Source organism: Algoriphagus sp. CAU 1675, from assembly GCF_029222925.1.
Classification (GTDB): Bacteria; Bacteroidota; Bacteroidia; order Cytophagales; family Cyclobacteriaceae; genus Algoriphagus.
Window position 1 is genome coordinate 39,381 of the sequence record NZ_JARHUI010000007.1, and the last position, 25,509, is coordinate 64,889.

The window sequence follows — 25,509 nt, forward strand, 5'->3', positions numbered from 1 at the left end:
TGTTTTTATCAATAAATGAAAACTGCCTGCCTTAATATTGCCCTGTACTCAACATAACCAAGTTGCAAGCAGGCAGTACTTCTATGCCTGAAAATCGGGCTTTTCGGTAAAATTCGGGGTTTTCAGTTCCGGGGTTAAAGATGATTCTCTTGGGCTTAAGGCTGATCAGATAGTCTATCCATTCCGCCTGATTTGCCGGGCCAATATAAAGGGTGATCGTATGGATATTCTTCAGTTCGGGTTTGGTCCTCAAATCCAGAATTTCCTTTCCAAAAACAGTTCCTTGTTTTATTCCCATGGGAATAAAATCCATCCCTCTTTCATGGAACATCTCGGCTGCCGCATAAGCATATCTGCTCGGATTAGTGGTAGCCCCAACTATCAACGTTATTTTTTTTTCAAACATCCCGATTACCGAAAATCCTGTCCCGCTCAAAAGTATCCATGTGTCGGTGCTTTTTTGATTCATAGATATCCGCCAAAGTGATGAGGATACCGGTTTCCTCCACCTCCCCAAACTCATCATTCAGGGCTGTGCCAAAAGTCATCATTGTAGGAGACAAATTCATGTACGTATTGATCAGAGGTGGAATATTCTCACCATAAGACCTTATTCTACTATTCAGTAGCTTGTATCCTTCCTTGTAATCCAACCCAACAAAAGGGTCTGGGCCTTTTCCTACTTCAGTCTCATAGGTTAGCTTCAGATTAGGCTTAGGCTTGACCAAGTCCTCCCCATCGGGGAAGTAATGATGAAGGAAACGAAGCAACAAATCTCTCGCTTCACGATTGTAGTGGGGATACATCGTGACCTTACCAAATAGATATTTGACCTCAGGATGGAGAAGAACGAAAGCTCCCAAACCATCCCAAAGGTTATCCAGGCTAAAAATTCCTTTTCTATTATCTACACTCGGTTGATATTTAGGCTGAACAAATGACCTTCCCAGTTCAATCGTATAAGGGATATATTCCCGAATAAACTGTTCGGAAAAATCGAACAAATGAGAAGTAGAAAGATTTAAGGAACCATTGGACTGGATAGCATTTTTGCAATAGATCAATCTATATCCTGCAACAATCTCTTCATCTTCTGGATTCCAGGTAATCAACTGAGTATAACAGTTTTCGCAAGTATCGTTTTCATCCAGATCCATTTCCATACCTGTTCCGCCCCCTGCAGCCCTAAAGGTAAGTTCACGGAGTCTGCCAATCTCCCTCAGTACATTGGGTGCATTGTGGTAATTGACCAAGAAGACCAAATTATTCCCATTATTGGTATAACGAAGAAAGCGCTCTTCAGTCAGCTCAGATTTGAGAATCTCCCGGTCAACTGCGGGAATAATATCTGCTACCTTATCCATTCTTTTCACCAAGTTGATAAACCTGTTCCTTTATAATTTCTGCCCATTGCGCATCGGTTCTAGACTTATCAAACTTTTGAAATGAAACCGCCTCGCCCACAGTGATTCGAATTGTCTGACCCTGCTGCTTATACATCTCATCAACCAGATAAAACATCTCAATATTTGCCTTAATCCCGAATTTTTTGCGCCAATTTGCCAAGTTGTAAAAAAATTTAGAATTCTTTCCCTCTATAAAACAAGGTAAAATATCTTTCTTATATTTTTTTGCTTTGGAAATAAAGCTCTTTTTCCATTCTAGGTCTCGGATTCCTTTATCAGACTTACGGGACACCAAACCAGCTGGAAAGATCAACACCGCAAAATCGCCAGCATAGGTCTTTTCCACTAACTCCAAAGTCTCTGAAGAATTTCTCCCCAACTTATTAACCGGGATAAAAATAGGCTTAAAGTTTTCAATCGCCATCAAAATATCATTCACAATGAATCGGATATCCGGACGGATTTTGCCCATCGCGTACATCATTGCAATCCCATCCAATCCTCCAAGGGGATGATTTGCGGCTATGATTATCCCACCTGTTTTGGGAATATGTTCCTCCCCAACCAATTCAACTTCTAGCTTCAACTCCTCGATAAGTCCGTTGACAAAATCAATCCCATGGAGTGGACTGAGTTTGACCATTAATTGGTTCATCCAATCCTCATGAACGACCCGCTTGATGTAGGATAAAGCAAACCCAGGCATCCATCGGAGCAAGGAAGGATTTTTCGATCCTATAGCTTTTTCTACATCAATGAATTTTTTAGCCATTCAGGGTGAATTTGGACCCAATATTATCCGAATTAATCTGGGTTATTTAAAGATTAAAATAAGACCAAAAGTACAAAAAACCTGACTTAAGGAATATCCGGATGAAGTTCTGAATTTATCCTCCTGAAAACCAAGGGGCTTATTTTTGCTGGTGAAATTTTTATCTAAGTCCAAAGTCACAGTAATAACTCGGTAAATGATCAGAACCAAGACTGCTAAAACACCTATCCAAAGCTCTCCACTCCTTTCCTGAATAATTCCCTATTTTTGCAGGCAGATCACACAAACGATGAAAGAAAGTATTTTGTCCCTAAAACCAGGGCCTTGGAAAGATTATGAATTAATAGATACCGGAGGTTTTGAGAAACTCGAACGTTTTGGAGATTTTATTCTGAGTAGACCTGAACCCCAGGCTATTTGGGACAAAAGTATGCCAGAATCCGAATGGAGAAAACTGGCACACGCCCACTTCGCCAAGGAAAAAAACAACCCGGAAAAAGGGCAATGGGAGCAACTAAAAAAAATGCCTCATAATTGGAGCATTGCCTACTCCAATCAAGATGGGTTGAATCTGAAATTGAACTTGGCACAAACTTCCTTCAAACATATCGGACTCTTTCCGGAACAGGCAGTCAATTGGGATTACTTGTACAAAACCATTAAGAAATCTCCTGTACAAAAACCAAAAGTCCTTAATCTATTTGCATACACCGGAGCTGCTTCGGTAGCTGCAAAAGCTGCAGGGGCGGATGTAACTCACTTGGACTCTGTCAAGCAAGTAGTTACCTGGTCCCGACACAACATGGAATCCTCCGGACTGGAAGGCATCCGATGGATGGTAGACGATGCCATGAAGTTCATCAAAAGAGAAGCCCGCAGAGGGAATATATACCAAGGAATCATTCTAGATCCTCCTGCATATGGTCGAGGACCTGACGGAGAAAAATGGGTATTGGAAGAGCAAATCAATGAAATGTTGAAAATTTGCGCTGAAATTCTTGATCCCAAGGACAGGTTTTTATTATTGAACATGTACTCCCTGAGTTTCTCTTCCCTGATTGCAGAAAACCTAATCCAAACCAATTTTAAAAAAGTAGAAAACCCCGAGCATGGAGAGCTGTATCTTCAGGACCAGTTTGGAAAAAAGCTTCCTTTGGGAATTTTTTACAGGTTTTCCAGTTTTTAAAATTGAATTAGAAAATGAACAATCGACAGCTTTTTCTTTCGCATTTGGCACAGACCACTGATTTTCCGCTTATGATTGAGGTGGAAAAAGCAGAGGGAATCTACCTCTACGGTCCAAATGGAGAGCGTTACATGGATCTGATTTCAGGGATCGGTGTAAGTAATGTCGGGCATCGTCACCCAAAAGTTTTAGAGGCTATCCAAAACCAATTGGACAAATATCTCCATCTCATGGTCTATGGGGAGTATGTCCAAAGTCCACAAGTCCTGCTGGCAAAAGCCCTATCTGATACTCTCCCAAAGGAATTGGACAATGTCTACTTGGTTAATTCCGGATCGGAAGCTGTAGAGGGGGCCTTAAAACTCGCCAAACGCTATACAGGCCGACCAAATTTAATTTCCTGCGTCAATGCTTATCATGGTAGCAGTGCAGGATCTCTGAGTGTTGGAGGAAACGAGATTTTCAAAAGAGCCTACAGACCTCTTTTACCCGGAATCCAACACATTCAATACGGATTGGAATCCGATCTGGAACAAATCAATGCAGATACCGCTGCAGTAATATTGGAAACCATACAAGGTGAGGCGGGCATCCGAATTGCTGAAAAAAGTTATTTCAAAGCACTACGAAAACGATGCGATGAAACCGGCACGCTCTTGATTCTTGACGAAATTCAGGCCGGTTTTGGAAGAACAGGAAAATTCTGGGCTTTTGAGCATTTTGACATCCAGCCGGATATCCTGGTCTGTGCAAAGGGAATGGGAGGAGGAATGCCGATTGGTGCCTTCATTGCCAACAAAGAGGTGATGGGAGTTTTCAAAAACAATCCACTTTTAGGACATATCACCACTTTTGGAGGGCATCCCGTAAGTGCTGTTGCTTCCCTTGCAACTATTCAGGTCTTACAAAATGAGAACCTTGTGGATCAAGTTGATACCAAAGCAGAACTTTTTAAAAAATTATTGGTCCACTCCAAAATCAAAACAATCCGAAACAAAGGACTAATGATGGCAGTAGAGTTTGACTCCTTTGAAACTCTTAAGCCTATTATTGATCGGGCAATCGAATTGGGTGTAATTACCGATTGGTTTTTATTCTGTGATGATTCCATGCGGATCGCTCCTCCTTTGATAATTTCTGAAGAGCAGATACATGAGGCATGCAAGCTAATTCTCAAGGCTATTGAGGATGTCTGATTTTTGACAAATACTAAAAAAGTAGCTCCTTTTTGAGACTACTTTTCCTTTCACCGGCATTGCCTTATCTTTTCCAAAATTAATAATTATGAAAAAAATCGGATTGATTCTAGGCTCCCTTTTGGTATTCTTAGTGATTGGACTAATTGCCATTATTATCCTTCACTCTCCCCAATATGAGGGGCAAAAGCACCTAGCCGGTCTACAGGAAGAAACAACAGTATTTTTTGATGAATTTGGGGTTCCCCACATCTATGCCCAAAATGAGTTGGATGCCTACAAGGCCTTGGGATACCTTCATGCTCAGGATAGACTTTTCCAAATGGAAATGATGCGGCGGGTAGGTACAGGAACTCTCGCGGAATTATTGGGTCCAGAATTGCTTGAAATAGACAAGTTTTTTAGAACTCTAGGAATTCCCCAACATGCGCTTGAAAGTACCGACTTTTGGAACAGCCAAAACGAATCCCCTTATAAAAAGGCTGCGAATGCCTACCTAGAAGGCGTCAATGAATTTATTCAAAACGGGAAACTTCCCATAGAATATACCTTACTGGGAGAAAAACCAAGAGAGTTCACCATGAATGACATGCACGGGATCATAGGATATATGTCCTACACCTTTGCAATGGCAGTAAAAACAGATCCATTGATCACTGGAATGGCTAGAAATCTAAAGCCTGAGTATTTGGAGGCTCTTTCTTTAGGTGCACTACCAGAGCATTACTTTATCCCCAACCATTACCCGGATTCACTCCTTACTCTGCCTGAAACAGCAAAGAGCTTTATCGGAATGATGGAAAACTTACCCGTTCCACTTTTGGAAGGGTCAAATTCATGGGTGATATCGGGAACAAAAACTGCGAGTGGAAAAGTGATCTTTGCGAATGATACCCATATTGGGTTTTCATCCCCATCCGTTTGGTATGAAGCGCATCTAGAATATCCCGGGTACAACTATTATGGAAACCACCTTGCGGGAATTCCATTTGGATTGGTAGGCCATTCCAAATTTCACAGCGTGGGACTGACTATGTTTGAAAATGATGATCAGGATTTTTTTGAAGAAAAACCCAACCCACAAAACACTAACGAATATTTGATCGGTGATTCCACGTACTCTTTTTCATTTAGAACTGAAAAAATCCAAATCAAAGGCCAGGATCCAATTGACTTAGAAATCAAAGAAAGTATTCATGGTCCAGTGATGAACGAAGTAGTGCCAGAAATCGCCCAACTCACTTCCAATCCAGTCGCTTCGTGGTGGGTTTACACCGAGTTTCCAACTCGGGCACTTGAAGCCTTGTATCAAATCAATCATGCCCAATCTATCCAGGAAGTTGCGGAGGCTGCAAGATTAATTCATGCTCCTGGATTGAATATCATGTATGGGGATAGCCTTGGGAATATTGCCTGGTGGGCAGCAGCAAAATTACCCATTCGTGGTAATAATGCCCACTCCAAAATATTTGCAGATGGTTCCGATCCTGATTCTCAGCCATTGGGATGGTATCCATTTACCATGAATCCAATGAGCATCAATCCTGAGTCCGGAATTGTAGTGTCGGCAAATAATCAGCCCGACACGCTGAGGAACGGAGTACTTTACCCCGGTTATTATTACCCCGGTGAACGCTGGGAACGGATTGCTTCTACACTCAAAACCAAGGATGATTGGACCATTGAGGAAATGCAAAAACTCCAACTGGAAACCATTAATACAAGGCATCCTGAAAATGCTCGTGAGATGCTAAAACAGGTAGATTTATCTCATTTTGAGGAATTCAGTTTTCCCTTAGAAATCCTACAGCAATGGGATGGGGATCATTCCCTTAATTCTTCCGCTCCTACAGTATACTACAAATGGCTTTACCATACACTCCGACTAGGAATGGAAGATGAATTGGGTGAAACAGGGTTTGACAATTATTTAGAAACCTTCCTCATGATCAGGTCCATTCCTTATTTTATCCGGAATGAAAACAATCCTTGGTGGGACAATCAAAACACTGCCGAATTGGAAACACGTGAGCAAATTTTTACCGAAAGCCTAAAAATCACATTGGATGAACTCAAAGCCCAACTTGGTTCCAATTACGAAGACTGGAATTGGGGCAATGTGGTGATTGCCGAGCACCCTCATCCCCTCGGGGCTAAAAAACCATTGGACAAAATCTTCAATGTTCGAACTCAGCCTATACCTGCAAACGGAGAAGCAGTCAATAAATTGGCATTCAAACTGAACGGAAAAGGAATCTATAGGGTAAGTTCTGGCCCTGCCATGAGAATTTTATTGGACTTTGCAGCTGTAGAAAATTCAATATCTGTACTGCCAACAGGGCAAAGTGGAAACCGATTTAGTAACCATTACAAGGATCAGGCAGAACTATACGCAAAGGGGCTGTTTAGAAAGCAGCTAATGGATAAAGAGGAAATCATAAAAAGCTCCAAAGCTCCTTTGGTTTTGAAACCGGAGTAAACTTCCGTTAGGAGTTTACAGTTCTTAAAAAAACAGCCTCAATGAAAAATAAGAGCAAGAAAACCTATCCCATCCAACTTTCAGAAGACGAACTTCGAGCCAAATTAGACCCGGAATCTTACCATGTGTTGAGAGAAAAAGGAACCGAGCGTCCGTTTACAGGTACCTATTATCATAATAAGGAAACCGGAATATATGAATGTAAGGCATGTGGAAATGAAATTTTTCACTCTTCCAAAATGTACGATAGTGGTTGTGGTTGGCCTAGCTTTACCCACCCCATACGTCCAGATGCAATTGATGTAGAAATGGACTATTCCCATTTTATGATCAGGGAGGAGATCTTGTGTGCCAAATGTGGTTCCCATTTAGGACATAGATTTCCTGACGGTCCCAAAGACCGTGGAGGAATTCGATATTGTATCAACTCAGTAAGCATGGATTTCAAAAAAGACTCCTGAACTGATAAGCCACCAAAAAAGAAAGGCCGGATTTGTTAATGACAATTCCGGCCTTTCCTATAAAGTATTTTTCGTTTAGATAATTCCTTTCTCAGGATGTTTTGGAGTGACTGTTCTTCCAAACTCCTTCATCTCTTCAATTTGAGCATCTGAATCTCCATTCGGAAAAATGCATGGGCCAATTCCAGCTTCTTTTTTCTTGTAGTCCAGATATCCGATCACAACGGGTACTTCTGCACCCAAAGCGATGTGGTAAAATCCTGTTTTCCATTTTTTAACCGCGCTGCGGGTTCCTTCGGGAGTCACCATGATTACCAATTCATCGGCCTCTTTCAACATAGAGGTCATTGCTTCAGTATAAGTTTGTTTTCTTCCTCCAGGGATTCTTTTTCGGTCTATCCCTATTCCACCTAAAGATTTGATAAACCAACCTAAGGGTCCTACCATTACTTCTTTTTTGATTGTAAACTTAACAGGAATATCCATTAAATAGAATGCCGCCCTGGCATATAGCAAATCCCAATTAGAAGTATGCGGAATGGCAATGAGTACGGCTTTTTTCAGTCCTTTTGGCCAGTTGGCATTCAAGGACCATCCTGTGATCCAAAAGACAATTTTGGAGAGAAATTTCATCATGAGCTTTTAGCTTTTGAAATAGAGTTTGCCAAATCTAAAATAGAGGGGTTTTCTTCTATAAATTTCCGGATTCGGTCATATCCGGCCTTGAATAATTCGGGGGCCTTCTTGATATCAAAAACCCCATATTTTCCTAAACCTGGAGCCTCGATAAAGAAATCGCACTTCGAACTTCGACTATATGCATTTTGGTTCAATGCCATAATCACTGATCTTTCGATCAGGTTTTTCATGTTTTTGATATTGCTTTCCTCAGGGAGATGATTACAATTAACCCCAATCACATAATCACAAGTTCCATCTAGGGGTTCGACGGGCATGTTATTCAATACTCCCCCATCTACCAAATATTTATTTCCAATCACTATGGGTTCAAACATTCCCGGAATACAACTGGAAGCCATGACAGGCCTAATCAGTTCCCCTTCTGAAAAATAGACTGCCTTTCCTTTTTTGATATCGGTAGCAGTCACTATGAGAGGAATCTGAAGTTTGGAAAAATCATTATGAGCCAGATAAATTTTGAACAGACTTTCAATACTGGTCATCTTTAAGATCCCTGTCCAGGAAATAGCTGGCCTTAGAAATTTAAAATAATTGGTTTCGATAATGATTTTTAAGATTTCCTCAGGCTTATACCCCTGACAATACAATGCACCAGCAATGGCACCTGCAGAGGTTCCACTAACCTTTGTGGGATAAATTCCAGCTTCATTGAGGCCTTTAAGGACTCCTAAGTGGGAAATCCCTCGAACACCTCCCCCAGATAGCGCAATCCCGATTTTCAAATCAGATTTCATCCAATCTGAAAGTTTGGTCAAGCCGCACTCCTTTTTCAGTCATTTTGACTGTGCAACATTCATTTACAGGGTCATGTTCCAAAAACAAAACATACTCTTCCCTGGCAGCCTCCTCGAGAAATTTCGCTTTTTCTTCCATGGTGATTAGAGGCCGGGTATCATAGCCCATCACATAAGGAAGAGGGATGTGACCTACTGAGGGGAGTAAATCTGCAACAAAAACTATCGTCTTACCTTTATACTTGATTTTGGGAAGCATCTGTTTGTCCGTATGCCCATCCACTGTTATAAAGTCAAATCCGGGAAAAAGTGATTTGGAGTTCATATCCACAAATTTCAATTGTCCCAAATCCTGCATAGGAAGAATATTTTCCTCTAAAAAGGAGGCTTTTTCTCTTGGGTTAGGAATCGTTGCCCATTTCCAATGTGCATCATTAGACCAATAGGTAGCCCGGGGAAAGGTCATTACATATTGTCCATGGGAACCATATCCTACTCCTCCTCCACAATGGTCAAAATGCAAATGGGTAAGGAAGTTGTCAGTAATCTGATTAAATCCCACTCCCAATTTTCGAAGTGATTTCTCTAATGAATCATCCCCATGCAAATAATAATGGGAGAAAAACTTGGCGTCCTGTTTATCCCCAATCCCATTATCAATAAGGACAACTCTGTCACCGTCTACGGCAAGTAAACAACGCATAGCCCAGGTACAGAGGTTATTTTCATCGGCTGGATTTGTTCTAGACCACAATACTTTGGGCACTACTCCAAACATGGCCCCTCCATCTAGTTTAAAAAGACCAGTGTTGACTACGTATAATTCCATGGATTAAAATGAAAAAACCCGGACTTGAAAGGCCCGGGGTTATTAATTTATTCTACAACTACACCCATCGAGCAGAATTTGTCGATGCGTTGTTCAATTCTTTGTTCAGGCTTCAACTTATCCAGATCCTTCAAAGCTGTAAGGATGGTTTCTTTAATAGCCTTGGACATCCACTTTAGATCCTTGTGAGCACCTCCCAAAGGCTCTGGAATAATATCGTCCACCAATCCATTTCCTTTCATGTCACTAGCAGTCAGTTTCAAGGCTTCTGCAGCCTGCTCCTTGTAATCCCAAGACCTCCAAAGAATAGAAGAACAGGATTCTGGAGAAATTACAGAATACCATGTATTCTCTAGCATATACACCTTGTCACCAATGGCAATTCCCAATGCACCTCCGGAGGCTCCTTCACCGATGATAATACAAATTACAGGCACCTTCAGCATAAACATTTCCTTGAGGTTTCTTGCAATTGCTTCTCCTTGTCCCCTTTCCTCGGCTTCAAGTCCAGGATAAGCACCGGGAGTGTCTATCAAGGTTACAATTGGCTTCCCGAACTTCTCCGCCATTTTCATCAAACGGAGGGCTTTTCGGTATCCTTCAGGATTAGCCATGCCAAAATTTCTTTCTTGACGCTGCTTGGTATTACGGCCTTTTTGCTGTCCAATAAACATCACAGTCCTTCCGTCGATATCCCCTAGTCCCCCAACCATGGCTTTATCGTCTTTTACACCTCGGTCACCGTGAAGTTCTATAAATTCATTCGTGATTTCATAAATGTAATCTAAAGCATAAGGCCTATCAGCGTGTCGGGACAACTGTACCCGCTGCCAGCGAGTAAGGTTTTGAAAAGTTTCTTTTTTCAAAGCAAGGATTTTTTCTTCCAGAGACTCAATATCCGAACTTAAATCGATATTTCTACCTTTTGCTAAATCCTTCATTTCCTGAAGTTTTTGCTCCAATTCAGCTATTGGTTTTTCGAATTCTAATACCATTTTGGTGATTTTTGAAACGAACAAAGATAAGGAATATACCTGAGTGACAAACCCAAAATGAATTCAGAATACAAGTATTGACAAAATCATTTTATTCCAAAACCTAGAAAGGCTTCTGGAAAAACTCCTTCAAGTGTAAACATTCATATTGAATCAGGAACCCGCATAGGATTTGAGTAATTACATTTTATCAACAACCAGGCATAAACTGACTGGAGGATGTAAACATAAAATCCATAGCTATTAGTTTAAAAACAAAAAAGCCTCAGAACAATCTGAGGCTTTTGCGGAACGGACAGCCTGTCCCGATCTTCGGGAGGACTCGAACCCGCGACCTTCCCGATGAATCGGGACAGGCATTCTAACCAGCTGAACCGGAAATCAACTCTTTTATGAACACCGCTGATTTCTGTCTTTTGATAAAACGCTCTCTTGTCAGCGCCTCGGATTTCGCTTCGTATTTTTCCACATGCACAATTTTCCAGGGTCGTTTACGTGCTGTATACCCTTTATGCGTACGGTTGTGTTTTAATAATCGGTCTTCAGGATTCTGGGATGAACCTACATAAAAGGAACCGTCACTCTCTGACTGGAGGATGTAAACATAAAAATCCATAGCCGTTAGTCTAAAAACAAAAAAGCCTCAGAGCAATCTGAGGCTTTTGCGGAACGGACAGCCTGTCCCGATCTTCGGGTGGACTCGAACCCGCGACCTTCCCGATGAATCGGGACAGGCATTCTAACCAGCAGGACCGGAAATCAACTCTTTTATGAACACCGCTGATTTCTGTCTTTTGATAAAACGCTCTCTTGTTAGCGCCTCGGATTTCGTTTCGTACTTTTCTACATGCACAATTTTCCAGGGACGTTTTCGTGCTGTATACCCTTTATGCGCACGGTTGTGTTTTAAAAGTCTGTCTTCAGGATTCTGGGATGAACCTACATAAAAGGAACCGTCACTCTCTGATTGGAGGATGTAAACATAAAAATCCATAGCCGTTAGTCTAAAAACAAAAAAGCCTCAGAACAATCTGAGGCTTTTGCGGAACGGACAGCCTGTCCCGATCCTCGGGAGGACTCGAACCCGCGACCTTCCCGATGAATCGGGACAGGCATTCTAACCAGCAGGACCGGAAATCAACTCTTTTATGAACACCGCTGATTTCTGTCTTTTGATAAAACGCTCTCTTGTTAGCGCCTCGGATTTCGTTTCGTACTTTTCCACATGCACAATTTTCCAGGGACGTTTTCGTGCTGTATACCCTTTATGCGCCCGGTTGTGTTTTAATAATCGGTCTTCAGGATTCTGGGATGAACCTACATAAAGGGAACCGTCTCTCTCTGACTTGAGGATGTAAACATAAAAATCCATAGCCGTTAGTCTAAAAACAAAAAAGCCCCAGAACAATCTGAGGCTTTTGCGGAACGGACGGGACTCGAACCCGCGACCTCCTGCGTGACAGGCAGGCATTCTAACCAGCTGAACTACCGCTCCATTTTTTTTAATTTCGATGAACTTCCTTCATCACTTAGCAAGAAACGCAACTGGAATCTAAGACCTTCCCGATGAATCGGGACAGGCATTCTAACCAGTTAAACTACCGCTCCAATACTGATAAACTTTGATGAACTTGCTTCATCTTTTGCGGAACGGACGGGACTCGAACCCGCGACCTCCTGCGTGACAGGCAGGCATTCTAACCAGCTGAACTACCGCTCCTTTTTATCAAGCCAAGAACCGAATCGCTTCTTCCCTTGGTTTTGAGTGATGCAAAGGTATTGTTTTGATCTATTTTTACAAAAGGCAATTTTAAAATTTCTTCTCCTTTTCTGTATAAACTTCTTTTTCAGGGAGATAATTTTCCCTCTCTAAGCTTAATTTCCCAATGTTTTCTGCCAATTCCAGCTATCTCTCATGGAATCCTCCAATGAATATTTAGAATACCAGCCCAACTCCTCATTGATTTTTTTTGTATCCGCCCAGATCTTTTCAATATCCCCTTCTCTCCTTGGCCCTATTTCATAATTCAGTTTCAGGTCATTCACTTTTTCAAATGCCTGAATGACCTCCAACACGGTATTTCCCTTCCCTGTTCCTACATTGAATACATCGTAATAATCCATTTCTTGGTGATTGAGAAAAGAAAAGGCCTTGACATGAGCATCCGCTAAATCCATTACATGGATGAAGTCCCGGATACAGGTCCCGTCCGGAGTATCGTAATCATCTCCAAAAACAGTCAACTTCTTTCGGATACCTGCAGCAGTCTGGGTGATGTAGGGCACCAAATTATTAGGAACACCCAAAGGCAACTCCCCTATTTTACTGCTTGGATGAGCTCCCACTGGATTAAAATACCTCAAAGAAATAACCCTTATTCCGGGTTTACTTTTAACATAATCGACCAATATATCTTCACAAACCTTTTTTGTATTTCCATAGGGGCTTTCTGCTTCTTTTCTTGGGGTAGATTCTGTTACAGGAAGTTGATCCGGTTGACCATAAACAGTACAGGAGGAGGAAAACACCAAATCTTTAATACCCTGATCTTTCATAAACTCCAACAAAACCAAAAGAGAACCCAGATTATTCTTATAATATTTTAAAGGAAACTGGGTACTCTCACCCACTGCCTTGAATGCTGCAAAATGAATAACACCTGCCAATTCATGCTCAAAAGAAATTTGATCCAACAAAATCCTATCGTTGCAATCTCCTTTATAAAAAGTCAATTTTCTGCCAGAAATTTCTTCCAATCGATCTAAAACTTTTTCATCGGAATTAGAAAGGTCATCCAATACTATTGGGTCGAATCCTGCATTGATTAATTCAACTGCGGTATGAGAGCCAATATATCCAGCTCCACCAGTGATCAAAATCTTCTTCATAATACTTTTAAAAGTTTGTCTTGGGCAAAACTATCCAAAAGGAACAAATAAGACAGTCAATAATCAAAAACTTCAACGAACCAAGGTAAATGCACCGTTGACTTCTTCTTTCTCAAACTCTCCATCCAATGCAAACTCATATTGTAATAAATAAGAATAAACTCCGGGAGGCATAAATTCTCCCTCAAAAATCCCGTCCCAACCTGAAGATCCACTATACATCAGTTGTCCCCATCTATTAAAGACAAACAACTCAAAAGTGATACTACAATTTGAAACTGGAACGAAAGGCCCCTCTACTGGATTGAAACCGCTTGGCATTCTAACCTGGGGTTTTGCTTCAGAAACTTTGCCAGCCCCGGACACCTCACAGCCATTGGAGTCCGTAACACGGACAAAAAATTCACCCGAAGCCAATTGGTCAATATTCTGAGTTGATAATCCGTTCTCCCATTCAAAGAAATAAGGAGGAGTTCCACCCGAAGGAACAACCTTTAATCCCCCATCCAAACCGCCAGGGCAACCTGGACTCTCCTCTATAAATTCCAAACTTAGCTCTTCAGGCCCTCCCACCTCTGCCTCAAATTCCAAAGTACATCCCTTGCTATCCATCAACTGTAATTGGTGTATTCCTTTGGAAAAACCAATTATCGTTAGCTGATTCCCATCCCATTCAGATTCAAAGCCCGCAATAGAATAAGGAGCTGTCCCTCCTTTTACTTCCAAAATCAAACTTCCGTCCTCTGAGGAGGAACAAGAAGTCCATTTGGAATCAATCATCCCCAACTCCAATGGTTTAGGATCTACCAATTCTACTTCCAAAAGTTTGGTTGCACATCCCGAAAGATCTGTGACTCTTACTTCATAAGTACCGGAAGAAAGCCCTTCTGCAAAAGGTTCTTCCAAATTTGAATTGTGAACCCAGACAAATACAAACTCACCTGAACCTCCACTTACACTCAATTCTATTCTCCCATCGACACTCCCCGGGCAACTTGGGTTTTCCACCTCCTCCACTTGGACAATTAATTCCTCATAAATAGAAAACACCAAGGCTTCGGAAGTTCCGGCACAACTCCCATCTACTACGTTACTTTCCTCATAAAACAAGGATCGAACAGGCGCATTTAAATCCCAATTCACCTCAACTTCGACTGTATTTTGCCCTGAAAGAATTTGTCCCCCTTCCACATACCATACATAATTCTTGTCATCTGAAGGATATGGAATTGAATAGAGAAAAATAGAAGCTAGAGTTCCACAAATCCCCTCTTGACCTTCAGGCTTTTCAGGGATAAAATCGTCCGTGATTTCCACCTTAATTTCCAAAACTTCACCCAAACATCCATTTTCAGCAACAGGAATGGCACGGACATAGGCATCTTGATTGGCAATCCCCCAATCTATGGTAATTGAGGAATCATCCTGAGAAATGATGGTTCCACCTGACTGCTCCCAAAGAACAGAATACACTTGTTCGGGATTTTCAAGAAAGTAAACAGTCTCACGGCTGTCCGGGCAAACTGATTCCGGACCTTTTAATTCGGCTGAGACTCGGTTCACTTCCACTTCAAATGTAAATTCAGTTTCAGCACCACAACTTTGCTCGCCGGTTGAAGCATAAACGGTTACCAAAAACTTCCCTTCTTTTTCGTAGATATGAGTAACCTCCTGTCCTGAAACCCATTCAGATCCATCTCCAAAATCCCACTCGAAAACCTTAAACTCAGAGTTTTCAGGAAGTATTTCCCATGTTCCCTCTTGGTTCAAACAGGCTACTTTATCACCATCTACTTCAAAATCATAAGTGGTTTCAGTTTCAAATTGGAGGTTTTGCAGACTAGCCCCAATTGCAAATCCATACGATTCAATGGAGCCCGAACCATAAACATACCCTATAAAACCCTCAGGATTAATAAGTTGATTCACCCCAAAATTCACCTTGACCCTGGCATATTCAAAATCAGAACCTTGGATTGGCAAAAAATCTCCTCCTATATTCTGACCGTTTAGGATGGTTTGAGAAACAGCCGATTTGGGAACGAGTACCGTCAGATAATGAACTATATTCTGGTTAAAACTTCCGATGAGCTTTCCTGTAGAAAAAGTAATGTTTTTCAACCTTTGTTCATTGGGACTCAAAGTGAAAAGGGAAGGATCTCCCAATGGAGCCACTCCAAACTCATTACAGCCACCGCTTTTGGCAATTACGGCCACGGAAGACGGTTTACTGGTTTCAATTACTGCAGTCTCATTTTTGGCAAATTCAAATTTGGCAAACTTTCTTGCGTTTAATGTTCCCACAAACTGCCCATTGATCCGGACTTCCGTATCATCCTGAGAAGCCAACACTTTTACGATTTCACCAGAGGTCCTTCCTGCTAGAGGGATATGGATATAGGATTTTCCCCAACTTTCCAGAGGATATGCCTGTTGGAAAATATGATCCCCGCTGGTTCCGCAATCTCCCGCACTGCTGGTCTTATTTCCACCAAATACCGCAACTAGTTTACAGTCGTTCTCACCCGCATTCAATACCCTGACCCTAGACCCAGTAAGATCTTCCAAAGCTTTAATTTGATAACTTTCCCCTTCATTTAAGATAAATCGAATCGGGGAACCTGCCGGAATTGTATTGACTGTTCTTGCACTGGGAATCACTTCCACTTCCGTATCATTGGAAGTTGCCACCACCAATAATGTACTTTCAAAATTCTGGTTACTTCCAGGGTTTTGACTGGGATCAAACACATCAAAATGGGCGGTCACCAAATACTCTGTACTCAAGGCAGTCAATGGCAATACAACGGTTCCATCCGAACTGTATTCCCTTCCGTTGATGGCGTGCAGCGTGATATCTCCAGATGATTTCACCCAAAAAGGCTTGTATTCAACTTTACCGCTTTCTCTGTGAATGGCACTTTCTTCATCCCCGTCAAATTCCCGGATCAACTGTTCTCCAGCTTCTAGTGAAAAAGTAATGGTTTGCTTGGGGGTTTGGATTGTTCCGGCAGCCTTTTCATTCGCAGTAATGATCAATACCACTCGGTCCGGCTGGGTATTTCTCCTGTTGTTATCCATGAAGCCTAGCAAGAACTCTCTCCCAACAGTACTAGTCTGCCCAAATGAAAAAAAACCGGGCAGGAGAAGAAAAAACAACAGAGTTACTTGTCGAATATAAAGGTCTATTCTCATCACTTTTTTATCCAGCTTCACCAAGGAAATTTACCGGATTAAAGTGAAACTCCCTCTTTTTTCGGCCGATTGATTGGTGCCATCTTCCTCAAATTGATAAACTACCAAGTAAGTATAAACCCCAGGAGGAACATCTTCTCCTTTGGCTTTGCCATTCCAACCATCTGAACCCATATAAATAATATTTCCCCAACGGTCAAAAACCTGCATTTCAAAATTCAAATAACAATTCGAAATTGGAACATACAAGCCTTCTTCGGGATTGAATCCGGTTGGCATTCTCACCTGGGGCTGGCTTTCCGCAATCATTCCATACGCTCTTACCTGACAACCATTTGCATCACTAACTGTTACAAAATATTGCCCTGAAGGAAGCCCACTAATCATTGAAGATGAATTTGCCACTCCTTGACCCATCGTCGCAATTGCCACAGGGCCTCCAGTATCCCATGAATAATTGTAAGGTGGAACACCCCCACTTACCTCCACGAATAAAGATCCGTTATTTCCACCGGGACAACCTGGACTGTTTTGCACAAATTGCAAAGTCATAGGTTCTCCCCCTGAAATCTCTCCCGTAAGAGGCAAGCTACAGCCCTCCGAATCTAAAATACTTAAGGAAAAAGGTCCAACAGAGAGGCCTGATGCATATAAATATGTTCCGTCCCAAGAGGACTCTACACCTTCAATTTGATAAGGGGGAACGCCGCCAGAAAGCTTTACCCGGAAACTTCCATCATTTCCGTCTGAACATGTTGCAGTAAAATATTCAATCTGTCCTTCGGTTTGTATGCCGTCCGGATCTTCTAAAACTAAGGTGAACTCAGCATAACCACAACCGGACAAATCCACTACTTCAACTGTATAGGTTCCCGATTCTAAGTTTTCCGCCAATGGACCTTCCAAAGTAGAATCATGACTCCACTTATAGGAAAAGTCTCCCGTTCCGCCAGCAACAACCAATGCCAATGAACCATCTGAACCTCCGGGACAAGCTGGTGAAACTGGCACTACGTCCACTAATGAAATAGGGTCGATAATTTCTATTAGCAAGGTTTCGGAAATTTTGGAACAAACGGATGGATCCGGACTGATCTCTACAAAGCCCAGGCTTCTTTCAGGAGCCGTAATATCCCAGACTACATCCACAGTCTCTGTACCATCCCCATTGATAATTTCCCCACCGACAATATTCCATTGGTATGTATTACCACCGACCGGATTGCTTACTTCATAGGAAATTGATTGGATTTCTGGGCCGCATATGACCTGAGAACCAACCGGAGGTCCTACTGTTTGAGTTTCTTCAGTGACAATTGCCAACTCTAACAACTGTCCGGGACAACCATCTTGTGTATAAGGAATAGCAGAAATCGACCCGCTAGATCCTGGCTCTCCCTCCCAAAAAACTGTCAACGTCTTATCCGTCTCTGAAACAATCGTACCACCAATAACTTCTATCCAGTCAACAAACCCTACCAAATCGGGATTATTCAAAGAATAAGTGATTTCTGCCTGTGGACAAACTGAAGCCGAGCCTGAAATTTCAATTCCAGGAATAACAACCTCGGAAATTTTCTCAATGACAAGTTCCTTTGAAACACCACCACAAGCTCCTGTTCCAGAGTCATTTCTGACATAGTATATACTATTTTCTGGAGCGTCAAAATCCCATAATACCTCAACGGAAACTGTTCCATTTCCACTTTGAATAGTTCCCCCTGTCACAAACCATTCATAAGTACTTTCAGAAGAAGGATTGGGAACTTCATAGGTTTTGCTTTGGGATTGTGGACCACAAATCTGGTTTTCACCGGTTGGTATTTCCAATTCCACAGTACTTCCAATTACCACAGGAATAGCGATAAGTTCGCCCTGACATCCATTGGGAGCATAGGGATATGCTTCCAATGAAGCGTTTGAATTCACATCTCCCCATTCAATCGTAATGGATTGGTCTGTAGAGGAAAGCACAGTCCCTCCAACCACATTACCCCACACGATTTTTTCAAAGTTGGAAGTATCTCCCAGGGTGTAGGTAATTTCAGAAAAAGCACAAACGGCATCAGGGCCAAGTACCTCAGCAACTACTTTTTTGACCTCTACTTCGAATATATACTCTTGTTCAAAAGCGCAAATTCCAGAACCTTTTGAGGCTAGAACAGTGACTGGGAAAATTCCTTCTGTCTGAAAAGTATGAGAAACAATTTGCCCCGGACTAGCGGGGGTTCCATCTCCAAAATCCCAGGTAAAAGTATCAAATAACTTACTCTCAGGCACTATTTCCCAAACTCCCTCCTGCCCAAAACAAGCCACTCTGTCTCCGACAACTTCAAAGGGATAGGTACTATTGGCTTCATAAAGATCATTGGTAAAGGCTGCTCCAACAGAATAACCGTAGGAGTTCCTACTACCCAATCCATAAGCATATGCCAAAAACCCCTCGGGATTGGAAATTGTATTGGTTCCTTTATCAATTTGCAGTTGAACAAAAGAAAACTCTGGATTCCCAGAGACTGGCTTGAATTGACTTCCAATATTATTCCCATTCAGCTCGGTCAAATTAACAGAGGAAGTTGGCACGATAATATTGACGTAGTGGTATAAAAAATCCATAAACCTGTCAGGGAAAATCGTCACTTCCTTCAACAGTTGATCATTGGAATTGTAAGTGATAAGTGTAGGGTCTCCGAAGGTGGTTAGAGAACCTACATCACATGACTGGCTTTTTGAAATTACACTTACAGCAGAAGGTGCCGTAGTTTCAATTGCAACAACCTCATCAGCCCCAAAATCAAAAGTCAGAAATTCACCTGCGTTGATTGTCCCGGAAGCTATACCATTTAAAAAGACCTGTGTTCCGTCCTGAGATGCCAAAACCTTGACCAACTCCCCCGATGCCCTTCCCATAAAAGGCACATGAATGTAAGAATTGCCCCAGAGGTAAGTTGGAAGAGTTTGCTGAAACAAATGATCTGAAGTACTACCACAAGTAGCTCCTTGAGTCATTTTATTTCCTCCGAAAACAGCAATGTACTTACAATCTCCCTCAACCCCATTGGTCACTTTTACACTGGATCCAGTGAGATCCCCCAAAGCTTTAAGCTGATAACTTTGATTGGCATTTAAAGAAATGGTTATAGGTGTATTAGCAGTTACACCACCTACTGTATTAGCTTTCGGGATTATTTCTATTTGGGTATCATCTTCCACTGCTACAATCAACAGGGTACTTTCAAGATTATCACCAACAGAGGGTTCATTATAATGTGAAGTAACCAGATAATCTTTCCCAAGGACTTCTATCGGCAAAACTAGGGTTGCATCAGAACTGGCCCCTCTAAGGTTATATGCATAAACTGCAATATCCCCAGATGCGGAAATCTTCACTCCTTTTTCCTCAACCACTTCTGAATCTCTATGGATCATCCCATTTACAAGATCTGTAGTGGGTATTCTATATAAAAAAGTTTGACCAGCCTGAAGAGAAAAGGAAGCAACAGTTTGATTCATAAATAGAATGGAACCTGAGGAAGCTTCTTGGGCGACTATCACAAATGCAGCCTCATCAACCCTGTTTTCCATGAATTTGTTTTCCATGAAACCAAGGTAAAACTCCCTACCTACTGTGTTGAGCTGCGCAAAACCGGCGTAGCTATTGAAAAATGAAACACACACAAAAAAGATTAGTACCAATCCTTTTAAGTGCTTCATGCTATGCTTTTGTCTTTTTCAATTTGGTTGAATTTATCTAATAAGAACAAATGTCCCCTGTTTGTTTACCACTTTTATCTCTCCATCCAAAGGGAAGGAATACTGCAACCTAAAGGAATAAGTCCCAGGGGTTGATTTACTTCCATAAATCATGCCATCCCAACCAGTATCCCCGAAATAGACCAATTGACCCCATCGATTGTAAATCCACAATTCAAACGATATTTCACAGTTTGAAACTGAAGAAAACAATTCCTGATCGATTTCGGGCTTGAATCCGGTGGGCATCCGGACTTTGGGCGCTTCTTCTATCATCTCTCCTGTACCCATACCGACGCAGCCATTCGCATCTGTCACAGATACAGAATAACTTCCTTTTGAAACACCAAGTAATTGATTGCCAAGGGTTGATTGAGCGTCCCAATAATAAACAAAAGGAGCGACACCACCAGCAGGCACGGCTAATAACTCCCCATTATTTCCTCCGGGGCAAGCTGGCTTTAAAAGCCTTACGTCCACTTCAGTAGCCAAGGGAGAAGTAATCTCGAAGGGAACTTCAATTTCACAGCCATTGGAATCGTAAACAATCCAAGAATACAATCCCTGTGGCATTGCGTCTATGGTTATGCTACTTGAAAACTCATTTACGCCATTGTAATCCAAACTATAAGGAGGTATTCCCCCGGTAATTTCTAGGGTGATTCTTCCATCCGGTTTCCCATAACAGGAAGTTCCTTCGGAATTCAATAAAACAACTTCCAAAGGTTCCGGTTCCACGATCTCGATATTTTCCAATTTTTTTTCACAGCCAATCTGATCGGTTACTTTGACTGAATAGGTTCCAGCTACAAGTCCAGAAATAGATGGGCTATCCAATTTAGAATCATGGGCCCACTCCACTTGATATGGCCCCACACCACCACTGATCTGAATACTAATTTCCCCTAATGCACTTCCAGAACATGAAAGGTTTTTCAAGTCAGAAACAGACAGCAATAATTCATCGGTAACATTAACTTCCAACTTTTCTGAAGTCCCTTCACATAAGGCATCAACTAAACTATAAACCGTATAAGATACTTCACCCTTTATCCCTGCTTGATCCCAAACCACCCCAATCTCACCACTTCCCTCTCCTCCAATTATTTGTCCACCGGAAACAGTCCAATCATAAGCCCTTCCAGCACTGGAATTCGGAGCCGAATAGAAATAAGAAGCTGCTGGATCAAAACATACCTGAACTGCACCTTGAGGCAATTCTGCATCCAACCTTCGATTGATAATTACCGGCCAGACCTCTTCCTCACCGGGACAACCAGCCTCAGTATAGGGAATAGCCAAAAGTTGTGCAGAATCACTGGGGTCCCCCCACTTTACCAATACAGAATCACCATAGTTTTCAATGATCTCCCCTCCTGTAATGGAAAACTCCACGTGAGAAACATCTCCGATTTTATTGACTTTGTATACTATGCCTTCCTCGTTCGGACAAACAGAGGAAAGTCCCAAGATTTCAACTTCTGAAGGGTATACCTCGACGAAAAAGGACACTTCCTCCAATTCATCGCATGAATTGGGGCTTATTGCAGCCGAGACCTTTACCTCATATTCGCCGGGTTCGGAAAAAGTATGCAAAACATCCTTTCCTTCTTTCAAGGGTGACCCATCTCCAAAATCCCAAAGGAAATAGGTGAAATCTGGATTCTCAGAAAGGATACTCCAACCGCCTTCCTGATTCAAACAGGCTGTTTTATCACCGCCAACTTCAAATTCATAAGCTACCGATGTTTCAAAATTCAGGTTTTCCAATGCCGCTCCGGCAGCGTACCCATAGGACTCCAATTCACCAAAACCATAGGCATATGCTGCAAAACCATCAGGATTGGAAAGCCTGTGAACCCCTCGGCTGATATTGACACTTGCAATGGCAAAGCTTGGATCTGATGGAAGCAGTGAGAAACGATTCCCTATCGCCTGCCCATCCAAAATAGTTTGATTTTCAGTACCTGCCTTGACCACTATATTGACATAATGGTTCACAATGGAGGGTAAATCCATAGAGTTGAAGGTAAGTTCTGTTAAAAATTGCTCGCTTGGACTGTAAGTGATCATAAAAGGGTCACCCGTCTGTGATCCTGCTGCGTTTGCAACATTACAAGCCTGACTTTTAGAAAACACCGTCACGGACGCAGGCTTGGACGTTTCAATCTTAGCAGACTGATTAGCGCCAAATTCCAAGGAAAGCCACTTCCCTTGATTGATTACCCCTCTGAGGGCTCCATTGACGCGGACTTCTGTCCCATCCTCGGATGCAAGGACTTTAACCAATTCACCTGAGGTTCTCCCCGTAAGACCCACATGGACAAAAGAAGTCCCCCATGTATTTACAGGGTAAGCCTGTTGAAAAAGATGGTCATTTGCTTCCCCGCAATTCCCTACTGAGGTCCATTTATTTCCTCCAAAGACCGCTATCTTTTTACATTCATCTCCACCATCTCCGACAACACGAACACGGGATCCAGTCAAATCAGCCTTTGCTTTCAATTGAAAACTTTGGCCTCTGTTGAGTTTGATTGTAAAAGGAGAGTTTCCCGGATATTGACTTTGAGTCGTAACGGATGTAGTGATTTCTATTTCTGTATCATTTTCTGTTGCCACTACCAAGAGTGTGCTTTCATCATTGATATTTCCATCGTATTGAACAAAAGCGGTGAGGGTTTCATAATGCGAAGTGATGTAATAATCACGTCCCAAGGTTCCTACAGGAAGCACAACGGTTCCATCTGCACTTCTAACCCGCTCATTGAATGCATGAACTGCTATTTTACCTGAACTTGAGATATATACTCCCTTATTTTCAACCGCCCCGGATGTCCGGTGTAGCAAATCCAGGTCGTCCGATGAAACACGTAGAGTATACTGCTGTCCTGAAGAGAGATTGAAATTGGCAACTCTCCCCAAATATTCTATAGATCCAGAAGTATTCTCCGCCGCAGTAATCACCAACACGGCATAATCCGACGCCCCTATTCCTTGATTGGACGGCGGGATTTTATTGTTTTCCATAAAGCCAACCCAAAACTCTTTTCCAAGGGTTGAAACCTGGGCAAAGGCAACAAAATGTACTGCCAAAAACACCAAAAAAAACAGAAAGTAAACTTTCCTCATTTCTTCTTTTCCAAACATTTAGGCTTCAATATAAGCAACTGCAAAAAATAATCTCGATTAAATGATACAGCCTCAATTTTGCTTATTCAAAAGGCCTTATTTCGGGCAATGGCAAAAATTTAATCCCTATCTTTGCGGCTTCTAAAAAAAGAAAAAAACGAATGATCTCAGTAGATAATCTTTCCCTAAAATTTGGAAAAAGAACCCTTTTCGAAGACGTCAACCTCAAATTCACCCCAGGCAACTGTTATGGTGTGATTGGAGCCAACGGAGCCGGAAAATCTACCTTTTTGAAAATACTATCCGGAGAAATTGATAGCACCTCTGGTGCTATCAACATCACTCCTGGACAAAGAATGGCAGTATTGAAGCAAAATCACTTTGAATTTGATGAAGTGGAAGTACTAAAAACCGTTTTGATGGGACACAAAACACTCTATGCAATCATGGAGGAAAAGGATGCCATCTACCTAAAGCCGGACTTTTCTGAAGAAGATGGAATTCGTGCCTCTGAATTGGAAGCTGAATTTGCCGAAATGGACGGTTGGAATGCTGAATCCGACGCCGCGGCTTTGCTTTCCGGATTGGGCATCTCAGAAGACTTGCATTACCAGCCGATGAAAAACTTGGCAGGAAACCAAAAAGTAAGGGTTTTGCTTGCTCAGGCATTATTTGGAAACCCTGACATCCTAATCCTTGACGAACCTACCAACGACCTGGATGCGGATACCATTGGCTGGTTGGAAGACTTTTTGGTTAATTTCAAAAACCTTGTAATTGTTGTTTCTCACGACCGACATTTCTTGGATTCAGTTTCTACTCATATCGTGGATATTGACTTCGGCAAGATCAAAATCTACTCCGGTAATTATACTTTCTGGTACGAGTCTTCCCAGCTTGCCCTCAAGCAACGCTCTGACCAAAACAAGAAGGCTGAAGAAAAGCGAAAAGAACTTCAGGAATTTATCGCCAGATTCTCTGCCAACGTGGCAAAATCCAAGCAGGCAACTGCCCGTAAGAAAATGCTCGAAAAACTCAATGTGGATGATATTGAGCCTTCTTCCAGAAAATATCCAGGAATCATTTTCAAGCCTGAGCGGGAAGCAGGAGATCAGATTTTCATGACCGAAAACCTCGAGCTAAAAGAGGATGGCACCACTTATTTTACAGATGTCAACCTGATGGTAGACAAGGGTGATAAAATCGCTTTCATCTCCAAAACCAAGCAGGCAGTTAACAAATTCTTCCAAACTATCATGGAAGATCAACCTGCGACTAAGGGAAGCTTCAAATGGGGCGTAACCATCAACAAGGCTTATCTGCCCAACGACAACTCCAAGTATTTCAATTCGGATCTCAACCTGATCGATTGGTTGAGACAATATTCCAGCAATCAGGAAGAAGCCTATGTGAGAACGTTTTTGGGAAGAATGCTTTTCACAGGAGAGGAGACTTTAAAGAAGTGTACAGTCCTTTCCGGAGGAGAAAAAGTTCGTTGTATGATTTCCAAAATGATGCTTCAAAACCCAAACTTGCTGGTCATGGATGAGCCTACCAACCACTTGGATTTGGAGTCCATCACTGCTTTCAACAATGCGGTAATTGAATTCTCCGGGACGGTCTTGATGTCCTCCTATGACCATGCATTTGTGCAGTCCTCTGTCAACCGAATCGTTGAATTCACTCCAAACGGAACAATTGACCGGAGAATGAATTACGATGATTACCTGGAAAGCGAGGAAATCAAGGCACTTAGGGAAAAAATGTACTCTAAAAGTTAAGA

General features: G+C 42.0%; 19 protein-coding genes and 2 tRNA genes. 5 read left to right on the forward strand and 16 right to left on the reverse strand.

Annotation, left to right across the window (positions count from 1 at the left end; genetic code table 11):
- Nucleotides 1-31 precede the first annotated feature (31 nt).
- Genes P2G54_RS15640 through P2G54_RS15650 form a run of 3 tightly spaced genes read right to left on the reverse strand, consistent with a single transcriptional unit; the run spans nucleotide 32 to nucleotide 2,178 of the window.
- Complete coding sequence (locus P2G54_RS15640) at nucleotides 32-406, reverse strand: CoA-binding protein (RefSeq protein ID WP_275872486.1); 375 nt, start codon at nucleotides 404-406, stop codon at nucleotides 32-34.
- Nucleotides 399-1,364, reverse strand: a complete 966-nt coding sequence (locus P2G54_RS15645; RefSeq protein ID WP_275872487.1) for a GNAT family N-acetyltransferase — start codon at nucleotides 1,362-1,364, stop codon at nucleotides 399-401. Before P2G54_RS15645 ends, P2G54_RS15640 begins: the two co-directional genes overlap by 8 nt.
- Entirely contained in the window at nucleotides 1,357-2,178 is an 822-nt protein-coding gene (locus P2G54_RS15650) for a 1-acyl-sn-glycerol-3-phosphate acyltransferase (protein ID WP_275872488.1), read from the reverse strand. Before P2G54_RS15650 ends, P2G54_RS15645 begins: the two co-directional genes overlap by 8 nt.
- Nucleotides 2,179-2,467: 289 nt before the next feature.
- Here P2G54_RS15650 and P2G54_RS15655 point away from each other — a divergent pair, with 289 nt between their 5' ends.
- From P2G54_RS15655 to msrB, 4 genes are all read left to right on the forward strand, one after another.
- Entirely contained in the window at nucleotides 2,468-3,364 is an 897-nt protein-coding gene (locus P2G54_RS15655; protein ID WP_275872489.1) for a class I SAM-dependent methyltransferase, read from the forward strand.
- Between the two features lie 14 nt (nucleotides 3,365-3,378).
- Nucleotides 3,379-4,560, forward strand: coding sequence for an aspartate aminotransferase family protein (locus P2G54_RS15660; RefSeq protein WP_275872490.1), 1,182 nt, complete (start codon nucleotides 3,379-3,381; stop codon nucleotides 4,558-4,560).
- Between the two features lie 88 nt (nucleotides 4,561-4,648).
- Nucleotides 4,649-7,039 (forward strand): penicillin acylase family protein, encoded by a 2,391-nt coding sequence (locus tag P2G54_RS15665; protein WP_275872491.1) that lies wholly within the window; start codon nucleotides 4,649-4,651, stop codon nucleotides 7,037-7,039.
- A gap of 41 nt (nucleotides 7,040-7,080) precedes the next feature.
- On the forward strand, nucleotides 7,081-7,500 hold the full coding sequence (msrB, locus tag P2G54_RS15670; RefSeq protein WP_275872492.1) for a peptide-methionine (R)-S-oxide reductase MsrB: 420 nt from the start codon (nucleotides 7,081-7,083) through the stop codon (nucleotides 7,498-7,500).
- Between the two features lie 75 nt (nucleotides 7,501-7,575).
- Here msrB and P2G54_RS15675 read toward each other — a convergent pair whose 3' ends face one another.
- From P2G54_RS15675 to P2G54_RS15735, 13 genes are all read right to left on the reverse strand, one after another.
- Nucleotides 7,576-8,136, reverse strand: a complete 561-nt coding sequence (locus tag P2G54_RS15675; protein ID WP_275872493.1) for a 1-acyl-sn-glycerol-3-phosphate acyltransferase — start codon at nucleotides 8,134-8,136, stop codon at nucleotides 7,576-7,578.
- Entirely contained in the window at nucleotides 8,133-8,936 is an 804-nt protein-coding gene (locus tag P2G54_RS15680) for a patatin-like phospholipase family protein (protein ID WP_275872494.1), read from the reverse strand. Before P2G54_RS15680 ends, P2G54_RS15675 begins: the two co-directional genes overlap by 4 nt.
- Entirely contained in the window at nucleotides 8,926-9,765 is an 840-nt protein-coding gene (locus P2G54_RS15685) for an MBL fold metallo-hydrolase (RefSeq protein WP_275872495.1), read from the reverse strand. Before P2G54_RS15685 ends, P2G54_RS15680 begins: the two co-directional genes overlap by 11 nt.
- 47 nt (nucleotides 9,766-9,812) lie before the next feature.
- Nucleotides 9,813-10,760: an acetyl-CoA carboxylase carboxyltransferase subunit alpha gene (locus tag P2G54_RS15690; protein ID WP_275872496.1), complete on the reverse strand. Its 948-nt coding sequence runs from the start codon at nucleotides 10,758-10,760 to the stop codon at nucleotides 9,813-9,815.
- A 361-nt stretch (nucleotides 10,761-11,121) separates the two neighbouring features.
- Nucleotides 11,122-11,376 carry a GIY-YIG nuclease family protein gene (locus tag P2G54_RS15695; RefSeq protein WP_275872497.1) on the reverse strand — a complete coding sequence of 85 codons (255 nt, stop codon included), beginning with the start codon at nucleotides 11,374-11,376 and terminating at the stop codon, nucleotides 11,122-11,124.
- Nucleotides 11,377-11,499: 123 nt separating this feature from the next.
- Nucleotides 11,500-11,754 (reverse strand): GIY-YIG nuclease family protein, encoded by a 255-nt coding sequence (locus tag P2G54_RS15700; RefSeq protein WP_275872498.1) that lies wholly within the window; start codon nucleotides 11,752-11,754, stop codon nucleotides 11,500-11,502.
- 123 nt (nucleotides 11,755-11,877) lie between these two features.
- On the reverse strand, nucleotides 11,878-12,132 hold the full coding sequence (locus P2G54_RS15705; RefSeq protein WP_275872499.1) for a GIY-YIG nuclease family protein: 255 nt from the start codon (nucleotides 12,130-12,132) through the stop codon (nucleotides 11,878-11,880).
- Between the two features lie 49 nt (nucleotides 12,133-12,181).
- A tRNA-Asp gene (locus tag P2G54_RS15710) sits at nucleotides 12,182-12,255 on the reverse strand.
- Nucleotides 12,256-12,406: 151 nt separating this feature from the next.
- A tRNA-Asp gene (locus P2G54_RS15715) sits at nucleotides 12,407-12,480 on the reverse strand.
- Nucleotides 12,481-12,635: 155 nt separating this feature from the next.
- Nucleotides 12,636-13,649 (reverse strand): UDP-glucose 4-epimerase GalE, encoded by a 1,014-nt coding sequence (gene galE / locus P2G54_RS15720; RefSeq protein ID WP_275872500.1) that lies wholly within the window; start codon nucleotides 13,647-13,649, stop codon nucleotides 12,636-12,638.
- Between the two features lie 72 nt (nucleotides 13,650-13,721).
- Entirely contained in the window at nucleotides 13,722-16,844 is a 3,123-nt protein-coding gene (locus P2G54_RS15725) for a PKD domain-containing protein (RefSeq protein WP_275872501.1), read from the reverse strand.
- Between the two features lie 30 nt (nucleotides 16,845-16,874).
- A complete protein-coding gene (locus tag P2G54_RS15730) occupies nucleotides 16,875-20,558 on the reverse strand; it encodes a PKD domain-containing protein (protein ID WP_275872502.1) in 3,684 nt (1,227 codons plus the stop codon).
- A 33-nt stretch (nucleotides 20,559-20,591) separates the two neighbouring features.
- Complete coding sequence (locus tag P2G54_RS15735) at nucleotides 20,592-23,744, reverse strand: PKD domain-containing protein (protein WP_275872503.1); 3,153 nt, start codon at nucleotides 23,742-23,744, stop codon at nucleotides 20,592-20,594.
- A gap of 143 nt (nucleotides 23,745-23,887) precedes the next feature.
- Here P2G54_RS15735 and P2G54_RS15740 point away from each other — a divergent pair, with 143 nt between their 5' ends.
- Entirely contained in the window at nucleotides 23,888-25,507 is a 1,620-nt protein-coding gene (locus P2G54_RS15740; protein WP_275872504.1) for an ATP-binding cassette domain-containing protein, read from the forward strand.
- Nucleotides 25,508-25,509: the final 2 nt, after the last annotated feature.

Excerpts from the sequence above, each read along its gene's own strand:
- P2G54_RS15675 (WP_275872493.1), bottom strand. The coding sequence starts at position 8,136 with ATGATGAAATTTCTCTCCAAAATTGTCTTTTGGATCACAGGATGGTCC.
- P2G54_RS15665 (WP_275872491.1), top strand. The coding sequence starts at position 4,649 with ATGAAAAAAATCGGATTGATTCTAGGCTCCCTTTTGGTATTCTTAGTG.
- P2G54_RS15725 (WP_275872501.1), bottom strand. The coding sequence starts at position 16,844 with ATGAGAATAGACCTTTATATTCGACAAGTAACTCTGTTGTTTTTTCTT.
- P2G54_RS15650 (WP_275872488.1), bottom strand. The coding sequence starts at position 2,178 with ATGGCTAAAAAATTCATTGATGTAGAAAAAGCTATAGGATCGAAAAAT.
- P2G54_RS15640 (WP_275872486.1), bottom strand. The coding sequence starts at position 406 with ATGTTTGAAAAAAAAATAACGTTGATAGTTGGGGCTACCACTAATCCG.
- P2G54_RS15695 (WP_275872497.1), bottom strand. The coding sequence starts at position 11,376 with ATGGATTTTTATGTTTACATCCTCCAGTCAGAGAGTGACGGTTCCTTT.
- P2G54_RS15735 (WP_275872503.1), bottom strand. The coding sequence starts at position 23,744 with ATGTTTGGAAAAGAAGAAATGAGGAAAGTTTACTTTCTGTTTTTTTTG.
- galE (WP_275872500.1), bottom strand. The coding sequence starts at position 13,649 with ATGAAGAAGATTTTGATCACTGGTGGAGCTGGATATATTGGCTCTCAT.
- msrB (WP_275872492.1), top strand. The coding sequence starts at position 7,081 with ATGAAAAATAAGAGCAAGAAAACCTATCCCATCCAACTTTCAGAAGAC.
- P2G54_RS15740 (WP_275872504.1), top strand. The coding sequence starts at position 23,888 with ATGATCTCAGTAGATAATCTTTCCCTAAAATTTGGAAAAAGAACCCTT.
- P2G54_RS15685 (WP_275872495.1), bottom strand. The coding sequence starts at position 9,765 with ATGGAATTATACGTAGTCAACACTGGTCTTTTTAAACTAGATGGAGGG.
- P2G54_RS15705 (WP_275872499.1), bottom strand. The coding sequence starts at position 12,132 with ATGGATTTTTATGTTTACATCCTCAAGTCAGAGAGAGACGGTTCCCTT.
- P2G54_RS15730 (WP_275872502.1), bottom strand. The coding sequence starts at position 20,558 with ATGAAGCACTTAAAAGGATTGGTACTAATCTTTTTTGTGTGTGTTTCA.
- P2G54_RS15700 (WP_275872498.1), bottom strand. The coding sequence starts at position 11,754 with ATGGATTTTTATGTTTACATCCTCCAATCAGAGAGTGACGGTTCCTTT.
- P2G54_RS15660 (WP_275872490.1), top strand. The coding sequence starts at position 3,379 with ATGAACAATCGACAGCTTTTTCTTTCGCATTTGGCACAGACCACTGAT.
- P2G54_RS15690 (WP_275872496.1), bottom strand. The coding sequence starts at position 10,760 with ATGGTATTAGAATTCGAAAAACCAATAGCTGAATTGGAGCAAAAACTT.
- P2G54_RS15680 (WP_275872494.1), bottom strand. The coding sequence starts at position 8,936 with ATGAAATCTGATTTGAAAATCGGGATTGCGCTATCTGGGGGAGGTGTT.
- P2G54_RS15645 (WP_275872487.1), bottom strand. The coding sequence starts at position 1,364 with ATGGATAAGGTAGCAGATATTATTCCCGCAGTTGACCGGGAGATTCTC.
- P2G54_RS15655 (WP_275872489.1), top strand. The coding sequence starts at position 2,468 with ATGAAAGAAAGTATTTTGTCCCTAAAACCAGGGCCTTGGAAAGATTAT.